Source organism: Limibacterium fermenti, from assembly GCF_041902845.1.
GTDB classification, from domain to species: Bacteria; Bacteroidota; Bacteroidia; order Bacteroidales; family Dysgonomonadaceae; genus Limibacterium; species Limibacterium fermenti.
Genome location: NZ_CP159486.1, coordinates 819,711 through 842,306, shown reverse-complemented (window position 1 = coordinate 842,306; position 22,596 = coordinate 819,711). Strand labels below are relative to the sequence as shown.

At 45.4% G+C, this 22,596-nt stretch carries 13 protein-coding genes; 2 read left to right on the top strand and 11 right to left on the bottom strand.

All coding sequences use genetic code 11. The features are described from left to right. Positions 1 to 11 precede the first annotated feature (11 nt). Both ABNK31_RS03780 and aroB read left to right on the top strand, forming a co-directional pair. Positions 12 to 2,975: a glycoside hydrolase family 3 N-terminal domain-containing protein gene (locus ABNK31_RS03780; RefSeq protein WP_418894394.1), complete on the top strand. Its 2,964-nt coding sequence runs from the start codon at positions 12 to 14 to the stop codon at positions 2,973 to 2,975. Positions 2,976 to 3,181: 206 nt separating this feature from the next. Beyond that, on the top strand, positions 3,182 to 4,237 hold the full coding sequence (gene aroB / locus ABNK31_RS03775) for a 3-dehydroquinate synthase (RefSeq protein ID WP_418894393.1): 1,056 nt from the start codon (positions 3,182 to 3,184) through the stop codon (positions 4,235 to 4,237). Between the two features lie 56 nt (positions 4,238 to 4,293). Here aroB and ABNK31_RS03770 read toward each other — a convergent pair whose 3' ends face one another. The 11 genes from ABNK31_RS03770 to ABNK31_RS03720 all read right to left on the bottom strand — a co-directional run bounded on the left by ABNK31_RS03770 (position 4,294) and on the right by ABNK31_RS03720 (position 22,433). Beyond that, positions 4,294 to 5,022, bottom strand: a complete 729-nt coding sequence (locus ABNK31_RS03770; protein WP_418894392.1) for a DUF6261 family protein — start codon at positions 5,020 to 5,022, stop codon at positions 4,294 to 4,296. 806 nt (positions 5,023 to 5,828) lie between these two features. Continuing rightward, entirely contained in the window at positions 5,829 to 6,092 is a 264-nt protein-coding gene (locus tag ABNK31_RS03765; protein ID WP_418894391.1) for a hypothetical protein, read from the bottom strand. Positions 6,093 to 6,221: 129 nt separating this feature from the next. Continuing rightward, a complete protein-coding gene (locus tag ABNK31_RS03760) occupies positions 6,222 to 7,373 on the bottom strand; it encodes an aldose epimerase family protein (RefSeq protein WP_418894390.1) in 1,152 nt (383 codons plus the stop codon). Positions 7,374 to 7,494: 121 nt separating this feature from the next. After that, positions 7,495 to 9,312, bottom strand: a complete 1,818-nt coding sequence (locus ABNK31_RS03755; RefSeq protein ID WP_418894389.1) for a glycoside hydrolase family 2 protein — start codon at positions 9,310 to 9,312, stop codon at positions 7,495 to 7,497. A gap of 388 nt (positions 9,313 to 9,700) precedes the next feature. Next, entirely contained in the window at positions 9,701 to 13,675 is a 3,975-nt protein-coding gene (locus tag ABNK31_RS03750; RefSeq protein ID WP_418894388.1) for a two-component regulator propeller domain-containing protein, read from the bottom strand. Between the two features lie 131 nt (positions 13,676 to 13,806). Further along, a complete protein-coding gene (locus tag ABNK31_RS03745; RefSeq protein ID WP_418894387.1) occupies positions 13,807 to 15,636 on the bottom strand; it encodes a beta-N-acetylhexosaminidase in 1,830 nt (609 codons plus the stop codon). Positions 15,637 to 15,736: 100 nt separating this feature from the next. Further along, positions 15,737 to 16,681 carry a glycoside hydrolase family 43 protein gene (locus ABNK31_RS03740; protein ID WP_418895357.1) on the bottom strand — a complete coding sequence of 315 codons (945 nt, stop codon included), beginning with the start codon at positions 16,679 to 16,681 and terminating at the stop codon, positions 15,737 to 15,739. A 364-nt stretch (positions 16,682 to 17,045) separates the two neighbouring features. Further along, entirely contained in the window at positions 17,046 to 19,097 is a 2,052-nt protein-coding gene (locus tag ABNK31_RS03735; protein ID WP_418894386.1) for a beta-L-arabinofuranosidase domain-containing protein, read from the bottom strand. A 189-nt stretch (positions 19,098 to 19,286) separates the two neighbouring features. After that, positions 19,287 to 19,613: a type II toxin-antitoxin system RelE/ParE family toxin gene (locus ABNK31_RS03730; protein ID WP_418894385.1), complete on the bottom strand. Its 327-nt coding sequence runs from the start codon at positions 19,611 to 19,613 to the stop codon at positions 19,287 to 19,289. Then, the gene (locus ABNK31_RS03725) at positions 19,603 to 19,776 is read right to left on the bottom strand and encodes a hypothetical protein (protein ID WP_418894384.1); all 174 of its coding nucleotides are present in this window, start codon (positions 19,774 to 19,776) and stop codon (positions 19,603 to 19,605) included. Before ABNK31_RS03725 ends, ABNK31_RS03730 begins: the two co-directional genes overlap by 11 nt. Before the next feature lie 119 nt (positions 19,777 to 19,895). Next, a complete protein-coding gene (locus ABNK31_RS03720; RefSeq protein ID WP_418894383.1) occupies positions 19,896 to 22,433 on the bottom strand; it encodes a glutaminase domain-containing protein in 2,538 nt (845 codons plus the stop codon). Positions 22,434 to 22,596: the final 163 nt, after the last annotated feature.

Genomic DNA, 22,596 nt, shown 5'->3' with positions numbered 1-22,596 from the left:
AATGACAATAAATGCAACGATATAACATCCTCTTTTTATTTTTATCGATTATTTCCGCCGGTATCACATCGGCGCAGGTAGAACCCACCCTTTATCGACAGACAGATAAAAAAGAGCTCCATCAATGGGTCGACTCGGTATACAACAGCATGAGCCTCGACGAAAAAATAGGCCAACTGTTTATGCCCATCGTCGAACCCAATACGACCTATAAAAGCCGTATGGCAGGTTATATCAACAATCAAAAAGTAGGCGGCTTGCTCTTCTCCAAGGGCTCCATGGCATCGCAAGCCGAGATAACCAACTACGCCCAATCGATTTCCAAGACTCCCCTGCTCATCGCTCTCGACGGCGAATGGGGACTATCGATGCGCCTGAGCGACGCCCCGAAATTCCCCCGCAATCAACTTATCGGCGCCATCCGGGACGAAAACATTCTCCGGCTATACGGACAGGAAGTTGCGCGCCAATGCAGGGAAATGGGTATACACATCAATTTCGCGCCCTCCATCGACGTGCATAGCAATCCGCGCAACCCGGTCATCGGTACGCGTTCCTTCGGCGAAGACCCCGCAACCGTGGCCAAGTTGGGCATCGCTTATGCAAAAGGATTGGAAGAAGGGGGCGTGATGGCCGTAGCGAAACATTTTCCGGGGCACGGCGACACATCGGATGATTCGCATAAAACGCTTCCGACCATCAGCCACTCTGCCGACCGGTTGGAAAAAGTGGAACTGTTGCCTTTCCGAGAATATATCCAAGCAGGACTTTCGGGCATGATGATCGGCCACTTGAATGTGCCGGCTCTCGGAACAAAAGGGCTGCCGGCCACGTTATCGCCCGTCATCGGCGTCGATCTGCTGCACGGCGGAATGGGCTTCGACGGCCTTACGTTTACCGACGCCATGGCCATGAAGGGCGTTTCGAACCAAGCCGACATGAGTGTAAAGGCCTTGCTGGCGGGGAATGATATTATTCTCGGGGTGGTTCATCAGGAGCGGGAGTTCGAATCGGTTAAGAAAGCAATCGGTAAAGGGACTATTCCGGAAACGCTTCTTGAAGAGAAAGTCAAAAAAATCCTTTCCTATAAATATATCTTACAGGTGCAATCGTTCAAACCGATTGAAACGCAAACGCTCGCACGGCGCATCCACTCGCCCCGGGCCGAATGGGTGCAACGCAAGATTTACGACGGCGCGATGACGCTGCTCAAAAACGACGCCGGACTGACTCCCCTGAAAGAGCTGGACAAGAAGAAGATCGCCTCGGTCGCTATCGGCGCACCGGCTTCGAACGCCTTTCAGAAACAGTTGAAGAAATATGCCCCCGTCACCCTCTTTCAAGCGCCGTCGGCTGCCGGCGTTCCGACCGCGGCCCTCAACGATTTCGACCTCGTCATTTATTCGATACACAACAGCAAAGAGGCCGATGCTTCTGCCCTGCAACAACAGATCAGTAAAAACAAGAATTCTATTATCGTATTCTTCACCTCTCCGTATCGGTTAGAAGCCTTTTCGGCATCGGCCGCCCATGCCGGCGCGGTATTGATGGCATACGACCAAACGGATTTCGCCCAGATGAGCGCCGCCCAAGCCCTCTTCGGAGGTATCGCGCTAAGCGGCAAACTCCCCGTATCGGCGGGTGATTTTGCGGTAAACAGCGGCATGGACACCCGCAAAACGCGTTTGGCGTATTCCCTGCCCGAAGAAGTGGGCATCTCTTCCGAACGCCTTGGGCAGATTGAATCCATCGCGTTGGAAGGAATCCGGCAAAGAGCCTATCCGGGATGCCAACTATTGGTGGCGAAAGACGGCGTGGTTATTTACGACCGGGCTTTCGGGAACTTCGATTACGGCAAAAGCGCCGAAGTAACCGAAGAAACCGTGTACGACCTGGCCTCGGTCACCAAAGCCTCCGCCACCCTCCCGGCCATCATGAAACTCTATGATGAGAAGAAAATACGCCTGCAAGACCCTATTAGCAAGTTCGTACCCGAAACCCGGGGAAGCAATAAAGCGGGCATCACCCTCCGGTCGTTGCTTTTTCACGAATCGGGTATCAAGCCGTTCATTCCTTACTACGTATCGGCCATTGATAAAAACAGTTATGCGGGTGAGTTATTCGGAAGAAGATCGGCCGTATATCATGTCCGTTATGCGGGAGCATGGGGCCGGACAGACTACCGCTTCTTGCCGTCGCTTATCGCGACCCGCCCCTCGGAGGGTTTTCCGATGCCGGTAGCCGAAAACCTCTATGCGGGCAAGGCGATGCATGATGCGTTGCTGAAAGATATCATCGACTCGCCGTTACGCAACCGGCGCGGCTATGCGTATAGTTGCCTCAACTTCATGCTGCTGAAAGAGGCCGTGGAACATCTAACCCGCACCGACCTCAATACGTATGTCCGGAGCAATTACTTCGACAAACTCGGCGCAGCCTCTACGACTTTTCAACCGCTGATGTACATGCCCGTGGACATCATTCCGCCTACCGAAAACGATCCGTTCTTCCGCAAACAGCATTTACAGGGGTATGTACACGACGAAGGCGCGGCGCTCTTCGGCGGCATATCGGGCAATGCGGGTCTTTTCTCGAACGCAAACGATTTGGCGAAACTCTACCAGATGTGGCTCAACGGCGGCGAATACGGGGGTGAACGATATCTTAGCCCGGAAACCGTTAAACTGTTTACGACGACCAAAAGCAGTATCAGCCGCCGGGGATTGGGCTTCGACAAACCCGATCCACGCAACAACAACGCCAGCCCCACCAGTCCGCAGGTACCCATCGCGGTTTACGGACACACCGGTTATACGGGGACTTGCTTCTGGATAGACCCGGCAAACAATATGATTTACATTTTCCTTTCCAACCGGGTCAATCCTTCGCGTTCTCCCGACCGCCTGTCGTCGCTAAAAATACGCGAACGCATTCAATCGGAACTATACAGCGCTATTAACGAGAATAACGAATAATTAATAATTACAAATTACAAATTACAAATTACTAATTACGAATTACAAATTACTAATTACGAATTACAAATTACTAATTACGAATTACAAATTACTAATTACGAATTACAAATTACTAATTACGAATTACAAATTACTAATTACGGATTACGAATTACGGATTACGAATTACAAATTACAAATTGCGAATTACTTTATCATACATCATGCAACAGATCATTAAATGCGGTAATATCACCGCCGACACCGAACAGACAATCCACACCATCCGCCACGATAAACTCTTCGTTCTGACCGATGAGTACACCAATCGCTATTGTTTGCCTATGATAGAAGGCATACCGGCGATCCGCGAAGCGCAACAGATCGTGATTCCGGCCAACGACACGAACAAAACCATTGAGAATGTGATTCAAGTCTGGCGGAACCTGACTCAAAAAGGCGCCACACGGCATTCTTTATTGATTAACTTGGGGGGCGGCATGGTGACCGACCTCGGAGGTTTTGCCGCCGCGACTTTCAAACGGGGCATTACGTACATCAATATCCCCACGACCCTTTTAGGGGCCGTAGACGCCGCGGTAGGGGGGAAAACCGGCGTGAACTTCGAAGGATTGAAAAACGAAATCGGCGCCTTCTATCCGGCAGAATATGTATTGATTTGGTCGGAGTTTTTCCGTACACTGCCTCAAAAAGAAATTCTGTCGGGATTTGCCGAAATGATTAAACACGCGTTGATACACTCGCAACTCGATTTGGAGAAATTGCTTACTTTCTCCGCGAATGATATCGATTATGCGTGGCTTAACGATATGGTTCACCGATCGGTATCGATCAAAGAAGCGATTGTCGAAAAAGATCCGTTCGAAAAAAACATCCGTAAAGCGCTTAATCTGGGGCATACCGTCGGCCATGCCTTCGAAAGCTTTGCCATAGAGGCGGGCAAGCCGGTTCCCCACGGATATGCCGTGGCTTGGGGACTGATTGCCGAACTGTATTTATCGCATCGTTTGTGTGATTTCCCCAAGGAGAAAGTACAAAAAACCGTTCGTTTCCTGCAAGCCAATTACGGGGCATTACCAATAGGATGTGATGATTACGAGGCTTTGTTCAAAATCATGCAGCATGATAAAAAAAATGAAGCGGGCGTCATTAATTTCACGCTTTTATCCGATATCGGGAATGTGAAAATCGATCAAAATGCCGACAAGGAGCTTATTTTTGAAGCATTGGACTTTTACCGAGACTCGGTTGGGTTGTAAAAAAGAGCCCCGCGCTATGCGGAGCTCTCGCAACAAGAGTCATCAAACACCACTATCTATTTCGACGTCTTCTTCGGTTCCTTGGCGGCTTTACGAAGAAGTACCGTTGTCATCGCTTGTTTCACCTCTTGGTTGATATTATCCATCAGCGCTTGGTAAGGCGCTTCCCCGCCGATAAACGCCAGGGAATTGATGGTTTTCACAAGTTTCGAGAATGCACGTTGCATGGTATGCCGTGCGGCTTTGGCCCGGCCCACTTCGGTAAGGGCTTCTGCACGCGTGCGGTCGTTGAATATGGCTTCGAGCTCACTGTTAAAACTGCCCAAGCTATCCGTCCAAGCATTTGTATTGGTAAGGGTTACCAACGGAGCATTCTCCGGCTTAGCATACTCTTGGAGAATATTGGTGATAATACCGGTTTCTTCACGCAACGCTTTACGTTGAATGTTTTTGCCGTATTTATTCAATATTTCCAAAAGGGCGCTACCCGCTTCGGTTACTTCCGGATCAGGATGACTCGACTGGGCCTTCAGGTGACGGCGTAATCCCGTCAACACCTGATCCCTGTCTTTGTCGGTATCCCAGACCTTTCGAGTGACCGCCTTGTTCTGTACAGGTTCAATCGCGGTATCCAATGAAGCATAAGCCGGCACGAAATCGCTATCGTACACCACTTTCAGCTTCAAGGTTTCCAGATCGGCTTTCTTCAAATGATTATCGATATTGGTTATCACCTGAAAAAAATCGAATAACTGAACCTCCTGCAAATTCGCTTTTTTAATCATATCGATTACTTTTGTTTATTATTTTTGTTCATTATATTATGTTTGGAGCCGTCCGCCCGCCGGAAAGCGTATGACATGTAGTGGAAAGCATTTTCCGTTCAGTGGAAAGATTGCTGCATGTATTGCAAGAAGGTTTCCATTCGCCGGAAAATATATTACACATAGTGCAAATCATTTTCCACTGGCCGGAAAGTATCATGCAATCCCTGTAGGGTGTTTTCCGCTCGTCGGATTTAATTTTTTCGGTCTGTCATCCACGACTCCTCCCGGCGGGCGGAAACCTGTCTGCATGGCGGGCCGGTTTTCTTCCGAGTTTTTGCAAAGACAACGGATAAATAGGAAACAAAATAGTACGCATACGCCAAATTACCAGATAAAAACACATCATTCGATCGAATGAAAGGATGATAGAAGGAAGATGATTACTGCGAATCTCATCATAAAGCCGGAAGGTATTGGCTGGTATCGTGAGCGTTATCGGCGTAGCCTTGTCGGTTTCCAATCGTCAACCGAATTATACAAACACAAAGGTAGTCGTTCTTTTGTGAATTGTCAACAAAAAAAATATTTTTTTCAGTAGATATTGCGGCACTCCCGTGCAACTGTCCCCTGCCGTTGGGCAGCTAAGGGCCCCGTCAACCCATTATCCATTAGGAGAGGGGCATCATTCATCACTCATTAATTTATTAGGATTCTGTTTAGTGTGAAAAACACGTAAAATAAGAACGCTGTCGATTACCTTTTCGGCATTATGCGGACTTTGGGTATAAATATAATCATAGATGGTTTGTAAATCATTTAAAGCCTTATCTATCCATCTTATTATCATTTTTCAATATGCGTTTCCGTACTTCAGTTGAGGAATATGTCTTTAAAGTACCATTCTGTCTTTGCCGCTCTATTTCTTCCATTTCTGCTATGAATTGCCGTTTTGTAACAGGCGTTCCATCCGGCTCATAACCGACAATAGTCTCTCTATTGAGCAAGTCGTTCACCTTCTCCAATAAGCCCTCATCAGAAATACCTAAAATTTGCTGAGCTAAATTTATTTTTAATGTTTCCGTACTCATATAATTACCTCCTGTTTTTCTTTCCTCACAAAGATAAATAAAAAAGCAAGTACTCCAAACTTGAATATCCCTGTTTTTGAAGATTATCGGGGGCGCCGCCTGGAGCGGACGCTCCCGATAATTTACAGTTTATTTTGCTACCGAAAACTTATAAATACAACGGCTGGTATACGTTTCACCCGGCTTTACGTAAGGTGAAGGCCATTGCGGTTTATTGGGCGAATCGGGGAATTTTTGCGATTCGAGACAGATGGCCGTCCGCTTATTATAGACGATGCCTTTCTTTCCCGTTGCCGATCCGTCGAGAAAGTTCCCCGAATATACCTGCAATCCGGGTTCTGTGGTATATACATCCAAACGGATGCCGGTAGACGGGGCATACACCGTAGCAGCCACCTGCGACACGTCGCCTTTGGTATTCAACACCCAATTGTGATCGTATCCGTCGCCGTTCTTCAACTGATCAAAATCGTAATTATCAATGCGCTCACCGATAACCGTAGGAGTTCTGAAGTCCATTGGAGTACCCTCCACTTTCGCAATTTTACCGGTAGTCATAAACGTACTGTCGACCGGCGTAAATTCATCGGCATTCAAGGTCAGTAACTGGTCGAGAACCGTATTGGCGGGATTGCCGCTCAAATTGAAATACGAATGGTTGGTGAGATTCACAACCGTTTCCTTGTCGGTTTGCGCTTCGTATTGCAGATCGATGGCATTGTCATCGGTGAGATTCATCGTCACTTTCACCTGCAAATTACCGGGAAAACCTTCCTCTCCGTCAGCCGACAGGTAGGTAAACACCACCGTTTGGCTATCGGGTTGGGTCGCGGCAAACACGCGCGTGTCGAACCCTTTGTCACCGCCGTGGAGACAGTGCCCGAAGTTATTTTGCGGCAACTGGTATTCCACGCCGGCTACCTTTATTTTCCCCTGATTGATACGATTGCCGTACCGTCCGATAGTGGCTCCGAAATTGTTGGAGACAGTTACATAGTCGCTGATAGAATCGAACCCCAAGACAACATCCTGCAAGGTATCATTCTTATCGGGAACCATCACCGAAACGATACGCGCTCCGTAATTGGTAAGCGTTACTTCCATGCCGTTGGCATTTTTCAATACATATAAATCGGTAGAATCTCCGTTGACCTCCGATTTAAAATCACTTCTCTTCAATCCCGAAAGGGTCGAGGCCTCTTCCGCCGGTTGTTGCTTTCCCGTACACGACAAGACGGCAACCGCGATAAGAAGCGCTCCAAATACTTGTTTGATTTTCATACTTTTTCTTTTTTAGTTAAATAAACGATATATGACATGCAAATGTACATGATAAAGATGAATTAATCATCATTCTTATTCAATCTATATCAATCTATTTTCAATTTTCCATCGATCTATATCAATCTTCCAACAACCGGCAAATTTCCTGATTGACTTTCCGAATCCTCGGCTCATCGACTTTAATCACCGCCCGGTCATACGTCATCAGGCCGTTCACTTCGACCTCCACATCGGTCGTCTGGGTGTATACGGCGGCGGAAAACCCTTGGCGGATAAGTTGCTTGAGCTGCTCGGCATACTTTACATATTCGTCGGTAACTTCTTTCGAACTGTTGAACTGTACATATCCCCAATTGCGATCCGGTTCCCAAAGATGTTCTTTATTCGCCCAACCGATACCTCCATACTCGCCGAGCACCGTTGCGCGCTGCGCATCGTAAAGGAACATTTCGGGATGGGGATAATGATGCAAATCCAATATATCGCCTATGGTATAATGATTTCCCCCACTGGCCGGATTCACCAACCGTGTCGGGTCGTATTGTTTGGTCCACTCGGTAATCTCTTGCGTTTTAAACTGTCCCCACGCTTCGTTGAAAGGCACCCACACGCCAATGGAAGGGTAGGAATAAAGATAATCGATAATCTCTTTCCACTCCTTGCGGAAATTCGCTTCCGATTCGGCAGAACGCACCCGTTCCGTTCCGGTAAAATATTGTCTCATTTGCCATTCGGGACCCGCATCGCCATTGGGCATATCCTGCCATACAATCATCCCCAGCCGGTCGCAATGCGTATACCAACGCGCGGGCTCGACCTTGACGTGCTTCCGGATCATATTGTATCCTAAATCTTTCGTCTTAACAATATCGTACTTCAACGCCTCATCCGTGGGAGCCGTATATAACCCGTCGGGCCACCAGCCCTGATCGAGAGGCCCGAAATGGAACACATCTTTATTATTGAGTTGAAAACGAACGATTCCCTTATCATCTCTCTTCGTGGAGTACTTGCGCATGGCGGCATAACTCTTCACTTTATCCACTTGCTTGGCTCCGTCATACAGGGTCACCTCCAACTGATACAAGAAAGGATTATCGGGCGACCACAATGTGGCATTGGCCGGCATGGTTATTTCTACCGGTTGATTATTGATGGCTTGCCCCTCGGCAACCACACGCGAACCGTCGGTGACTTTGACCTGTAAACGCGCCGATGGAACGGCTTCGTTCACACACCCTTCCACCGTCAAGGTGTTTTTATCGATATCGGGAGTGATTTTAATGTTTTCGATATGCTTTTCCGGCACCGGCTCCAACCAAACCGTTTGCCAAATGCCGCTGACGGGAGTATACCAGATGCCTTCGGGCTTATTCACTTGCTTTCCGCGCGGTTGGTATCCACGGTCGGTCGGATCCCATACTTTCACCACCAGCTTATTGCTGCCCGACGCAGCAAGTGCAGCGGTAACATCGAAAGAAAAGGGAGCGTATCCGCCCGTATGTTGGCCGACTTTCATATCGTTTACCCACACATCGGCTTTCCAATCGACGGCTCCGAAATGCAGTAATACGCGGTTGTTCTTCCACTTCGAAGGGATGGAAAATTCACGTTGATACCACAGTTCATTCGCATCCCCGACGGTTTTCTGTACTCCCGACAAGCTCGATTCGATAGCGAAGGGAACCAAAACCTGCCCATTATACGATGCGGGAGCCTGTTGTCCGGTGGGTTGGATCGCATAGTTCCACAAACCGTTGAGATTCTGCCATTCAGCCCGTTCCATAATGGGGCGGGGATACTCAGGCAGCACATTGTTTACATCGATCTCTGAAGCCCATCGGGTCTTAATCCGGTCACCCGCAGGCTTCCATTGCGCCGATGCGGAAAAAATAACGCATAAGGCGAATAATAAAGTTGCTCTTACTTTCATCATAATTATTTTACATGTTTAAATTCGACGTCACGAAATTAGGCTTATTCTTTTTAAAATCCTGCGACAATCTGTTCAAAAAGTGCGAATATCATCTCATATAAATTACAAATGACAAATTATGAATTACAAATTACAAATGACAAATGACAAATGAGGCCTAAAGTCAAAAGTCTAAAGAATAGCGGACCGGAAACGTTAGACCCTGTATCAATTAGCAATTAACAACTCAAGTTTCACAGTAAACAGTAAAAGATAACTGCAACCTTTCTGACGAAATAACTTGCGAAACGTAAATTCGTAATTTATAATTTGTAATTTGTCATTCATAATTTGTAATTCATAATTTGTCATTTGTAATTTGTAATTTGTAATTCGTAATTTGTAATTATTAAAAGTCTTTTGGCAGCATCCCGAACTGTTGCTGAAAACATCTCGCGAAATACGACGGCGAATTAAAGCCCACCATATAGCAAATCTCGTTCACTTTGTATTCTTTATCCTTTAGAAGTTGCGCCGCTTTCTTCAACCGCTCCACTTTGATATATTCATTCGGCGTTAAATTGAGTATGCCCTTTATTTTACGGTAAAAACTCGCCCGGCTCATATTCACCAACTCGGCGATAATCTCGACATTAAAATCAGGATTATGTAAATTCTCCTGGACGATCTCATTCAGTTTCTTCAGAAACTCTCCATCCGATTTTGTCAAAGCAATCGTATTGGTACCGATAAAAGGATGTTTTAAGAACGTCTCCCTAAGTTTATTGCGGTTATTCAACAGGTTGGCTATACGCGCTAAAAGCACCTCAATGGAGAAAGGCTTTTCAATATAATCGTCGGCGCCTATCTCGAACCCTTTCACCTTTGCCTGGACATTCGTCTTAGCCGTGAGAAGGATGACCGGAATATGGCTGAACTCCACATCCGACTTAATCCGCTTTGTAAACTCAAATCCGTCCATGCCCGGCATCATCACGTCGCTAATAATACAATTCACCCCGTTGTCTTGCAGAATTTTCAAGGCTTGCTCTCCGTTCTCAGCCGTAAACACTTCGTAATGCGGCGATAGACACTTCGCGATGAATTGAAGCATCTCACGGTCATCTTCCACGACCAGTAAGGAATCGGCATGGGTTGATTTCGACGATGATTTGCCTTGTATTTCCGGCGCAGGGGGCGGGACAGGTTCGGCATCCCCGATCGGCAGTACCAGATGAAACCCATTCAGCCCATCGTCTACCGTGTAAAACAATGAGCCGTTATGCAACTCGGCCAACGAAAGAGAAAGAGCCAATCCGATACCCGTGCCGGTAATCACCTTATCCTTGTTTTTATCGATATGTACGAACGGTTTGAATATCTCATTCCGATGCTCCGGGGAAATAACATCGCCATCATTTTGCACCACGACATGAAAAACAGGTTCCCTTTCATCGACAAACACGTTTACATTCAACAAAGACTCCCCATATTTCAACGCGTTATTCAATAAGTTACTAATAATTTTCAGAAACGCTTCCTTATCGATTTTGGCCAAAATATCCGTTTGAGGTAAATCGGTATGGAAGGTCGTATTCTTCTGCTTTACCAACGGGAGAAACCGGATAAACGTCTCCCGAAGCAAATCGGTCACATTATACCGTACCAGATGCAAGGCATAGGCCTCCGCTTCGGTTTTCCGGAAATCGAGTAACTGATTCACCAGACTCAATAAGCGGTCGGTATTTTTATGCATAATCTCCAGGTTTTCTTTCAAATTACCCGATACCGGTTCCGTCAACAACACATGGTCCAACGGGGCTTTGATTAACGACAAAGGCGTCCGGATCTCATGAGCGATGTCGGTAAAGAAATTCATTTTGGAACGATACAGTTCCCGCTCCTTCTCTTGTTGAAAGATACGCATTTTGCGCCTTTGCATTTTCACTTCCCGCTGCTGCAAATGATAAAGCAGGGCAAAAACGGCTGCCGCGAGGAGTATAAAGTAAACTAAATAAGCCCAAGTCGTCATCCATAAAGGCGGCTTGATGCGGATAGTCAGATTTTTGGCCGCTATTGTCCGGGGGCCCTCTTTCAGTATTATTTTAAGGGTGTATGTACCCGGCCTCAAATTGGTATAAATGATAGACTGCCCGGCACCATGGCGAATCCATTCCTCATCGAAACCTTCCAGCATATACTCTATGCCTCCCGATTGCCGCGCGGTATAACTTAATACGGCATACCGGAGGCTGAAAGAGTTTTTATGGTAGGGTAATTCCAGGGCATCGGCATAGAGGATGCTTTGTGATAACGGCGTGTTTTTATCGGAAATATTGGCCGGTTCATTATTGATATACAGGTCCGTCAGTACTAACGGAGGAGTGTGGGCATATTCTTTGAACGAGTCGGGGTTAAACCGGACAAAGCCGTCGATGGAACCGAAATACAGGGTGCCGTCGGGAGCTTTATAGCTCGATTTATAATTGAATTGATTACTTTTCAACCCGCTTTCAATCGTGTAGCTTTTAAAGGTGTGATGATCGGGATCGAAGCAAACAAGCCCCCGGTTGGTCGATAGCCATAAGCGCCCCTGACGATCTTCTTTTATCTGATAAACCACATTATTGGGAAGTCCATCCGCATCATTCATCGTACGGAATGATTCCGTTTCCTTCTCATAAAGACAAAATCCGCCTCCTTCGGTCGTTATCCACAACCGTTCGCGGCTGTCTTCAAAAATACTCGTCACCTTATTATACGCAAGGGTGGTTGAATCGAGCGGATTGTGCATATAGTTTTTCCATGTTTTATCTTTCGGACGATACCGATAGAGCCCCTTCAAAAAAGTAGCGAACCATACATTCCCATCGGTATCTTCCTTTATATCCTGTATAAATAGGCCTTCGAGCTGTTTAATGCGGGTAAAATCATCGGTTTCCGGATTATAGATATTCAACCCTGAAAGCGTTCCCACCCATAACGTCCCTTGCCGGTCCTTGCACAAGGAAAAAATACTGTTCTCACTGATTGAATTTTGGCTATCCGTATTTATATATGTTTTAAGCGTTTTTGTCTTTACATTATACCGGTTCAGGCCTTTTGAGAAGGTTCCGATCCATATGGCATCGTTTTCGGCATAGAGCGCATGGATATTATTGTAAAGATGATCGAGGGAAGGGGGGAGCGGAAGAAAAGTATCCGAAGCAGGGTCGAACAGGTTCAGGCCGTTATCTTCCGTGCCAATCCAAATATTTCCGTCGGGAGCAGGGCAAAATTCCCTTATGCGGCGTCCGCTAATGCTGTTTTCGCTTCCGACAGGATACTGTTTTTCAAAATTGCCGTACTGTTCGGAATAATAATCGACTCCCCCGAAATAGCTTCCCACCCAAATACCGTTCTCGTTATCCTTATATAAGGAGTAAATGGCATTATCGGATATGGAATTGGGATCGGCATCATCGTGCTTTAAGTGGTGAATAACGCTATTCCGGGAAAAAGAATAAATATAAATTCCCGATTCGGATCCGATCCAAAGGATATCTTCTCCGACCCGTAAGACATCGCGAACGAATATGGGTTGATTATTTTCGTCTTTATCTAAAAGCACTTCATAATTTCCATTAACCGTATTAATACGGAGCAATCCTTTACGGGATGTTCCCACCAATAATTGATTAAAGGGATCCGCTAATACCACATTGATTTCCCCTGCATCAAAGAGAAATTCATTTCCGGGGTACAATTTAAACTCTTTTGTTTGTCTTTTCTTTTTATCTATATACATAAACGGGCGGGAAGAATAGGGGAATGCCCATACTCCGCCATCTTTATCAGCACAGAGAGTGATTCCTTTTAAGCCTCCGGGCGTGGTTTTAATATCGTAATGAAATAGTTCTTTGGTTTTTTTCGCATAATGAAATACGCCTTTCTCTTCCACTGAAATCCAAATATCCCCATCCTCATCCAGGATCATATCGCTTACAGCTCCTTCGACAATATTTTGATTTTTATCCCTTTCACTAAAGCGAGAGAATGTTTCTTTCACACTATTGTAGATATACACCCCATCATCAGTGCCCACCCAAATAGACTCGTCTTCATCTTGAAGAATACAGCGGAATACATTATCTTTTAATTCACTATTGGTAGAAAAATGAAAAATTTTGAAAGATGTGCCGTCAAAGCGATTAAGTCCGTCTTTCGTACCGAACCACATAAAACCCTTCCGGTCTTGAAGAATACGCTGCACGGTATTTTGCGAAAGTCCGTTATTAATGTTATAATGTTTGAAATAATAAGAGCGGTGGGCATATAAAGCCGCTTGGTTGTATGTAAACATACACCAAACGGCACATAGATATACCCACAATCTTTTATTCATTTGCTTTTCAGTCTCCGGTCTCCAGTCTCCGGTCTTCGGTCTCCGGTCTGTAGTCTCATTGTTTTCAACTATCGGCGTTAGCCGTTTCACGCGGAGCGTTTATCGCCGGAGGCATTACCGGACGAAGTCCCTTAGTCTGCGGTCTTTTTTAAACTATACTGCGCTTTGTAGGTTGTGCTGACTCTTCCCGTAAGGGTCTTCACGACACATTTCAACTCTACAGGGGTCGTCGGCGACAAAGCGACCGCGATGGGCTTGACATACAATACGCCGGCGAGTAAAGGATCGGAGCCATCCAACGTGTAATATATTTGAGAACCGGCAACGGGCGGAGTCAAAGAAACGGTCACATTATCGGATGTGGATTCGACATTTTCGAGCCCCAGCGGCTCCGGAATTCTGAAATTCACGTTCATTTTATCCAGCCAACATAAATTCGAACCGACACGCTTCCTAAAATCAGGATAGTCTTTCTTTTCAGTGCTCCACCCGATCTCCGAGACAGCCAAAAGACGCGGAAACGCCATATAATCGAGTTTCGGGACACTATGAATAAACTCCATCCATAAATTTCCCTGTACGCCGATGACATACGGATGGTATTCCTCCGGAATCGCGCCGGTAGGATTGTAATGATAGACTTTTTCCAGAGGCAGGTTTCCACCGATATTAAACGGTTCGGTTGCCGGATCGCCCTGGTAATAATCCAAATACAAGTAATGAGTAGGCGCCATGACTACCTGATGTTTGTGTTTGGCGGCCTCGATTCCTCCTTCTTCGCCTCTCCAACTCATGATCATCGCATTATCGGCTATTCCGCCTTCCATAATCTCATCCCAACCAAGCATTCTCCGCCCTTTGCTTTCGAGGTATTTTCCAATCCTCTTCACAAAATAACTCTGCAACTCATGTTCGTCTTTCAGGTTTTCCTGTTTGATCTTTGCCTGGCATTTGGGACATTCTTTCCAGCGGTCTTTAGGCGCTTCATCGCCCCCGATATGAATGATTTCAGAGGGGAACAGTTCCATCACTTCGTCCAACACATCTTCAAGGAAGCGGTAGGTCTCTTCATTTCCGGCACACAAAACATCTTTTTGAATTCCCCATTGTTCCAACACTTTAAAAGGGCCTCCGGTACAAGAGAGATGGGGATAAGCCGCCAATGCCGCCAGCATATGCCCCGGCATATCGATCTCCGGAATGATGGTGACGTTGCGTTGCCGGGCATAGGCGACAATATCGCGGATTTGTGGTTGCGTATAGTACCCTCCGTGAGGCAAACGGTCGAACGACTGATCGGTATTTTTATTATCGGTTTGAGTACTTCTTCTCCAGGCGCCTACTTGCGTTAACAACGGATATTTTTTTATCTCGATGCGCCAGCCGCCATCCTCGGTCAAGTGCCAATGAAAGGTATTCAATTTATAATAGGCCATCAGGTCGATAAACCGCTTAACGGATTCCACCGTAAAAAAGTACCGCCCCACATCCAACATGGCTCCACGATACCCGAAACGCGGTTTGTCTTTGATCTCAACCTGCGGGAGCGCAAGACTTGCGGATGCTTCTACCGGCATTAACTGCAAAAGGCTTTGCAAGCCGTAGAAAAGCCCCTCCGTATTTCCTTTTATCACGACGGAACGGCTATCGATCGTCAACTCGTACGCTTCTTTTTCAAAAGAACGATCCAGCACAAAATTAATTCCGTCACGGACAGAAGCAGAATGCCTCACATTCAAATCAAAGCCGTAATTATCCCGAAGAAAATCATTTACGAAGCCGGCCACAAGGATATCTTCCTCGTAATTGCGATAGATTTTCGTATTCGCGTTGAATATGAACGTTCCTTCTTTTTTAATTAAACTGAAAGGTTTCGGTATAATATCCGGTTCGTTTGGAAAAGCCAAAAACGTAACGGCGCTCATACATACGATTAGTAGAAAACTTAATTTTATTCTCATGTTCTTAAATAATGATTGTTAATCTTGCCGGGGGGGGTCGCCCGAAACGATCCCCCCGGTTGTTTAATTCGCTACAAATATACAAATCTTTTTCATCTATTTATTCGATCAAGACCGGAACTTCATACTGCTGCTCAATAGACAATCTGTCTGCGCCGTCTGTTTTTCGAAAACCGGCCTTTCCGATATACATTTTCCTCGGATGAATCGATTCTTTATCATGATGCGCGTGAAAAACAATGCGCAGATTTCCATCCTTGTCGTAAAACATCGCACTATGCCCTACCCCGGCCAAATTGCCGGGCTTTTGCAGGAGAGGATTATCCCGATATTTCGTCCATGTTCCCATAATATCCGTAGCCGTAGCACAACCGATTCCGTAAAAGGGGCTCTCGTAACTGTTCGCCGAATAGGTCATATAATATACGCCTTCATGCTTCACCACGAAAGCGCCTTCATTCACTCGGGGCCAAACTTGTTCCCAGTCCTGCGACACATGAATGCAGGGATGCAAGGTTTCTTTTTTAATCGTTATGAAGTCATTTTCCAGCTCCGCCACCCAAATGTTCAGGCCGTCGTTGAAACGGTCGAAAAAAAGATAAGCCTTTCCGTCATCATCGATAAAAAGAGTATTGTCAATGGCCTTTTCCCCTTCGAGCATCGGTTTCTGTTCCGCTTGTTTGAAAGGGCCGAGCGGTGAATCGGAAGTCGCCACACAAATATGCTCTTCAGCCGTATAATACATGTAAAACCGACCGTTGACAAGGTATACTTCCGGCGCCCAGAACCATTTATCGCCGAAAGAATCGTTTTTGTGAAGAGCAAGGTTTTGTTCTTTTCTCCATTCTTTCAAATTCTCAGAAGTATACACTTCTATGCCGTCTTCAGCATTGGTACCGTACGCATAATAGGTGTCATTATGCAACATAATGAAAGGATCGGCCAATGAAAGAGGCCCCTTGCGGGAAGGATATCGAGCAATATTATTTCCCCATACGAATATCCCCGACAAGAACAGAAAAGACAAAAGGATTGTTTTTTTCATCATAACCATCATAACAAAAGAATTCTTAACTTAGGCCCTAAGTTGAAAGCGAAGAATACATTCATTATCGCCTTTCAAACCGTTCCTTCGCCAAAGGAACATTAAATAGAACAGAAATTCTAAAAATAATATCTCAATAAATACAAAAAACATATCATTCGCACAAAAATGCATCTGTTTCGTACGTCGGAGGCCCAGCGTTAAACATCGGAAGATCGGCGTTGGACCTCAAAAGCTCGATTTTGAACTTCAGAAGCCCGGTTTTGGACTTCAGAAGTGCAATTTTAAACATCGGAGGGACAACTTTGAACTCCGAAAATAAACTCCCTAACTTAAAAGGGTCTATCGCCTACTTTTCAAGTCCTTATTCATATATCGGGAAAGCCGAAATACGCAACCGGGCCGCTCCCATCGGGATTAGCGTTATCTGTTCTGTTTCGCCCGCAAAATGTCTGTTTCCCTTAATCGGGAGTTCTGAAGTCAACCCATATTCATCGATATCCCAGCCGATCACTTTTTTACCACGGGCTTTGATTTCAATCGGAGCATTTTCAACGGTGAAAGGAAAATTATCGGCGGGCCAAGCTTTCTTTATCACCTCGAAATTCTGTTCCAACGGTACTTCATCATCAACAACCAACGCATAGTTCCAATCGCTGCCCGGATGAATTTCATACGAAGGCCATTTCGAAGCATCCGCTCCTTTTTGCCACTTCGAATCGCCAATCGCCGTTTCGGTACTGCTAACCCGCTCATAGTCTTCCTTTATCTTTAATGAAAACGTCAATGGCCCGTAATGAATGCTCCGGCTGTCCTGATTTACTTTCCATACGGATTGAGAAAGATGCATCGGCAAATCGAGCGTAATCTCATCATTATTTTTCCACTCCCTTTCTATACGTACATATTTCCCGTTCACCAAATCCGCATCCACAGAGCTTCCGTTGATCTTCACGGATGCATTTTCGGTCCAAGTGGGGATTCTTAAATAAACAGGAAAAGTGACCGCCTCGCGCGTTTCGATTTTAAACCGCACGCTTTCTTCAAACGGATAATTGGTTTCTTCTATCAAGCGGATGGTCTTATCATTGCCCACTTTTACCTGCGCTTCGCAAGCGCCGTACAAGGCGACGGCCAATCCGTTATCGGCGGTCGCCATCACCAGATGCTCGATATAATAAGGCCACCCCTGCGAGTGATTATGTTGACAGCAACGGCTACTGAAAGGATTCATCGCCAAAAAAGGTCCTTTGTTATCGATGCCGGGATGATGATTTTCGGAATCGCTCACCGTATGATTGGGAGCCGTCAGGTAACGCAACGACTTGAAGTCGGGCATCACCGCCGCCGGATACGAATTAAACGCCACCTCTTCGCAATGTTCCGCCCAGAAAGGATCGCCGGTGATACGGAGCAGAAATTCATCGGAAGCCATTTGTTCCACAAACCCGCATGTTTCGGTACCCTGCCGCGGATCGATATAGCCCATACGGGCATTCTCGTCGGCCCCGAACATCCCTCCCGGCACCTGCCCGAACGTATTGCGAATCAGGTGATGGACATTATACGTCGCCATCAGATCGCTTGAATCTTTGGACAGCATATAATACGTCGCCGGTTCCCGGAAACTCTGTGCGATATTCACATTGTGCCAGTTAGGTAAGGTGGAACGCTGCCGCCAATCGGCCGTATTCTTATGAGTTTTTTCGGCCAAATTCAATAAAAATTCATCTCCGGTGAGATTATATAACCAGTAAATACTGATCAAATTATCGCCACCCCGGCTATTCTCCCAATAGTCTTTCAAAAACTTATCGTCGGGCAGATTCGCCTGCCAGCGGAAATAACGGGTCATAAGATCGATAACCCGATCATCTTTCGAATACTCATAATACGATTGCAAGCACCATAGCATAATCATATTTCCCCATAAGTCGGGCTTTCCGTTCTTCTCGATATAGGGGCCGAAGTAACCGTCTTCACGTTGACTTTTAAAGGCGGCTTCAATCCATGTTTTGGCTTCGTCAATCATCCCTTTATCGTTGAGGATATACGCCATATTCCCATATCCTTTCAGCCAGTAAGGCACTTCTTCCCATCCGAAATCGTTGCCCGTACCCAGCCACGCATTGTTCTTCTTGTCGAGCCAAGCGCTGATCTCGCCCAGATGGCCGGTTAACCCGTTTTTCTGAAGTTCCAGATACTTGCGTAACCATCCCTTCGGTTTCACATCGCCCACCGGCAGTTTGATAAAATGCAACGGTTGCAACGGCGCCCTGTTTTGCGTATAATTTGTACGGACAGTTGCGGCATTTGGCCTGTCAACGACTGTTATTTGTGTTTTGTTGTCTGCGAAAAGCGCAACACCAGAACAAAATAATAAAAAGAAGAGTATAATTTTAGGAATAGTATTCATGATTGCTCGTAATTAATGTAATTAATGCAATTAAAGTCATTATAATCAGAACAGAAGAATGGGAAAACGAATTATTCTGTTCTTCACGTAAAAAAATCATTATCCTTATTTAAAAGAATATCTATACAAAGAAAAACAGATGTTTCAAAGAAGCCTCAAGGTTATTCCTTTTGCCAAGGCATATTTCTATTACTGAAAAAGTTTTTTGTTAAGTATTTGTTTGATATAAGCTGTCTGTACATTTTCCATTTCGGATTTGTCATAAACATACAGCAGAACAATCATATCGTCCCTAGATTCAAAATAAAAAATAATTCTTCCTCCTCCACTTTTTCCCTTCCCTTTACTTTTAATGGCAATACGGGCTTTGTAACAATTAGAGAATATCTCGTCGCCCTTTCTCGGATTTTGTTCCAATTCTTTTAGAAATGCAATATAATCGCTTTTTAAAGAAGGATATTTCTTATTTAATCGTTTTAACGCTCTTTCGAAATCGGTCGTTACTTTAAAGTTCATCTGCCAAGTCGTACGCCGATTTTAATGTCCGTTTTCCTTCACGAGCCTCTTTTACTTCTTTAAGCCCAGAACAAATACTTTCTGCAATTTTATCGGCTTTCTTGTAGACAAGAAACTTTTCGTACTCTCGTTTCGACATTGTTACTGTTATTTTTTCCATCATTTTTCATTTTAATCGTTCAATACAAAGATAATAACAACCAACCGATTTCGTCCAATTTTATTAGAACAAATTCAGATAACGGACGCTTCCCTCAAAAAGAAGCGCCCGTTTCACTATCCCTATTTATTTTCAGAAGATAACTTTTCTTCCAACATCTTGATAAAATAGGCTCCGACCACCGAACGCGCTTTGAAACCGACCTGTGTTCCGTCAACCGTCTCGTGCCAGTCGCTTAAAGGAACACGGCTCGTAGTTTCGTTCGCGTACTTATACACCGGGTCGACCAGCGCATAAAAATCTTCCGGATTCTCCGCCAACACGGCCGTCCACATAATCCAGTCCGATTTCGTATACGTTTTCCGGCTATCCAACGGCAAGCCGTATGTATTTTGTTGAGTGAGATAATAGGCGATCTCTTTGCGGGCAATCTCCGGATCAAAAATATATATATCCAATAGCTTGTCCCAAATAAGATTATATTTCTGACTCCAAGTACCTGTCCGGTTGAACGTCAGCTTATAATGGTCTCCGTCATTCGCCATACGCTCCCACTCTACCGCCATGTCTTTGGCCGCCTGTAAATATTTTCCGGCAACATCCTTTTTGCCAAGCATGTCCGCCAACTTACTATATCCGGCAATACCCATGATCGCTTTAATGGAAAGATTGGCATTATGCGCCAAATGGCCGGCAAAATCGTCCGTACATAATTGATTGGCCGGATCGAGTCCTTCCTTCACCAGATAATCCGTCCACGTAGTCAGCGTCTCCCAATGTTTGGCAGCATAATCGGCATTTCCTTCTACAGCGGCAAGGGCAGCTGTCATGATAAGCATATTTCCCGACTCTTCTATAGGCATATCTTCACCATACACCTGCCCATTGGCAAGAGGATAGGTTCCCACGTCATGGGCAGCGAAAGGCTTCGTCCATTTTCCGCTTTCACTGTAATAGAAAATATGATTCATCAATCCTTTTACCAATTCGGGGTTATAAATCAAAAACAACGGCGAAGAAGGATAAGAGAGGTCAACCGTTCCAATGCAGCCGTTACTATTATTTTCTTTCGATAGAAACAACAAATTTCCGTCCGTGTCTTTCAATAGTTTATGAGCCGAAATAGCCTGACGATAGACCAGCGCACATAATTCGGCATATTTATCGCCTCCGGCCTCTTTGGCCTCGGCCATCATCTCTTCATTAAACCGGGCGCAACGGTCCATAATAGAAGCATACCCGTCGGCGGCTTGTTTGAAGGCTTGAAAGATATCCACCTGCCCGTCTTGTTTCCAGTAAGCCGGAAGGTTCTTTTCAAAATACTGAATAGAATATAAATCGTCATATCCTAACAACACGTAACCGCTCTTCGTCTTATCGGAAACTTTTCCCAAGTCGGCCGTATAGGATAAGACGGACATTTCTTGTGTCATATTGGCAGATAACGAATCGGTAGGGGTAGTCGTTACTTTGCCGGTCTCAACAAAGGTCTTCTTTGCCTGCCAATAATCGCCGAATTCCGCCCCGGTTGCGGGAGTCGATGCTCCGGCCATATAGAAATAGCCCCAATCGATACGAAGGTCATCGCCTTTTTTCTGAAGAACCGGTTGTTCCTGTGTGCCCGTTTTCAGATACGTCCAACCGTCTCTTTCTATTCTTTCGAAATCCACCGGTTGATTATCCGAATTAACCGCCCATTGAGGTGTTGTTTCCAAATATATTTGGACATCATGCTGTTGCCCATCCGAAGAGCGCACCTGATACGTCAAATAATTTACGGGACGCGACAGCAAATCGAGATCATCCATCAAAAGAGGTGCCGTGAAAATAACATCCAGTTCCACAGGGCCGCATTCGAAGGTGTAGAATGTTTGTGTCGGCAATACATTTGCGCTTTTTTGAACCGCCGGTTGAGTAAACGCTTCCTTATTGGTTTCCTTTTCAAAAAGTCCGAAATCGACATGCCCCCCGCCAGTCCGATTATGGCAATGAGCGGCGATAACGTTTTTCCCTTTTTTCAGCGTCGCTTTTATTTCGTCCGAAAGTTCCTCCAATGCATTATATTTCCAGGCATATCCGGTATCGATCACTTTTGTCCCATTGATATACAATTCAAAATTATCGTCATGAGAATACTTCAAGAAGATCGTCTTATCTTGTAAATCTTCCGGTAAATCAAAAGTCCTCCTGACCCAGATATCTTTTGTGTTCCAGGAAGTAGCCAGATTCGGCTCATTATCCGTGCCGAAAGCCGCCTGGCCTTTTGTCCAGTCGCTATCGTTAAAATCAAGGGATAACCACCTATCGTTTTTCGGTTGTTGAAGGGTGTATGCACCTTCCCATTTTTCTTCATTTGCCGTCGGCAAAACCGGTTTTAACGGTAAGTTTTCCGTTCCGAGAAAGCGATAAGTTTCTCCATCGACCCGGATTGCCCCGATCAACGAAAAATCCTTACCTGTCCAATGCCTCACAGGATCATCATACAGATTATCGGCAAACGACCACGCACCGAAATACGGATCCACCGTCACCAACGGATACGCCGAAGCCCGAAGATTATTCACCAAGTCTGAAGTAATCGGTTTTATTGAAGTACTTTCTTGACATGAAACTAAGAGTGCAATTAGCAGAAAATAAAGGAATAATATTTTTTTACTCATACTATACAAAGTTTTTTCTTAGTACGAAAACAAAGATAAGTTTTTTTTAATCATTTATCGAAATTATACGACTTATCAATGGATTCTTTTGTTGTAAAACTTCGGAGAGTCGCAACTTAGGGTACTCTCCGAAGTTTGTGATATCTTTCGAAAGGAATTCAAA

Excerpts from the sequence above, each read along its gene's own strand:
- ABNK31_RS03780 (WP_418894394.1), top strand. The coding sequence starts at position 12 with ATGCAACGATATAACATCCTCTTTTTATTTTTATCGATTATTTCCGCC.
- aroB (WP_418894393.1), top strand. The coding sequence starts at position 3,182 with ATGCAACAGATCATTAAATGCGGTAATATCACCGCCGACACCGAACAG.
- ABNK31_RS03770 (WP_418894392.1), bottom strand. The coding sequence starts at position 5,022 with ATGATTAAAAAAGCGAATTTGCAGGAGGTTCAGTTATTCGATTTTTTT.
- ABNK31_RS03765 (WP_418894391.1), bottom strand. The coding sequence starts at position 6,092 with ATGAGTACGGAAACATTAAAAATAAATTTAGCTCAGCAAATTTTAGGT.
- ABNK31_RS03760 (WP_418894390.1), bottom strand. The coding sequence starts at position 7,373 with ATGAAAATCAAACAAGTATTTGGAGCGCTTCTTATCGCGGTTGCCGTC.
- ABNK31_RS03755 (WP_418894389.1), bottom strand. The coding sequence starts at position 9,312 with ATGATGAAAGTAAGAGCAACTTTATTATTCGCCTTATGCGTTATTTTT.
- ABNK31_RS03750 (WP_418894388.1), bottom strand. The coding sequence starts at position 13,675 with ATGAATAAAAGATTGTGGGTATATCTATGTGCCGTTTGGTGTATGTTT.
- ABNK31_RS03745 (WP_418894387.1), bottom strand. The coding sequence starts at position 15,636 with ATGAGAATAAAATTAAGTTTTCTACTAATCGTATGTATGAGCGCCGTT.
- ABNK31_RS03740 (WP_418895357.1), bottom strand. The coding sequence starts at position 16,681 with ATGAAAAAAACAATCCTTTTGTCTTTTCTGTTCTTGTCGGGGATATTC.
- ABNK31_RS03735 (WP_418894386.1), bottom strand. The coding sequence starts at position 19,097 with ATGAATACTATTCCTAAAATTATACTCTTCTTTTTATTATTTTGTTCT.
- ABNK31_RS03730 (WP_418894385.1), bottom strand. The coding sequence starts at position 19,613 with ATGAACTTTAAAGTAACGACCGATTTCGAAAGAGCGTTAAAACGATTA.
- ABNK31_RS03725 (WP_418894384.1), bottom strand. The coding sequence starts at position 19,776 with ATGATGGAAAAAATAACAGTAACAATGTCGAAACGAGAGTACGAAAAG.
- ABNK31_RS03720 (WP_418894383.1), bottom strand. The coding sequence starts at position 22,433 with ATGAGTAAAAAAATATTATTCCTTTATTTTCTGCTAATTGCACTCTTA.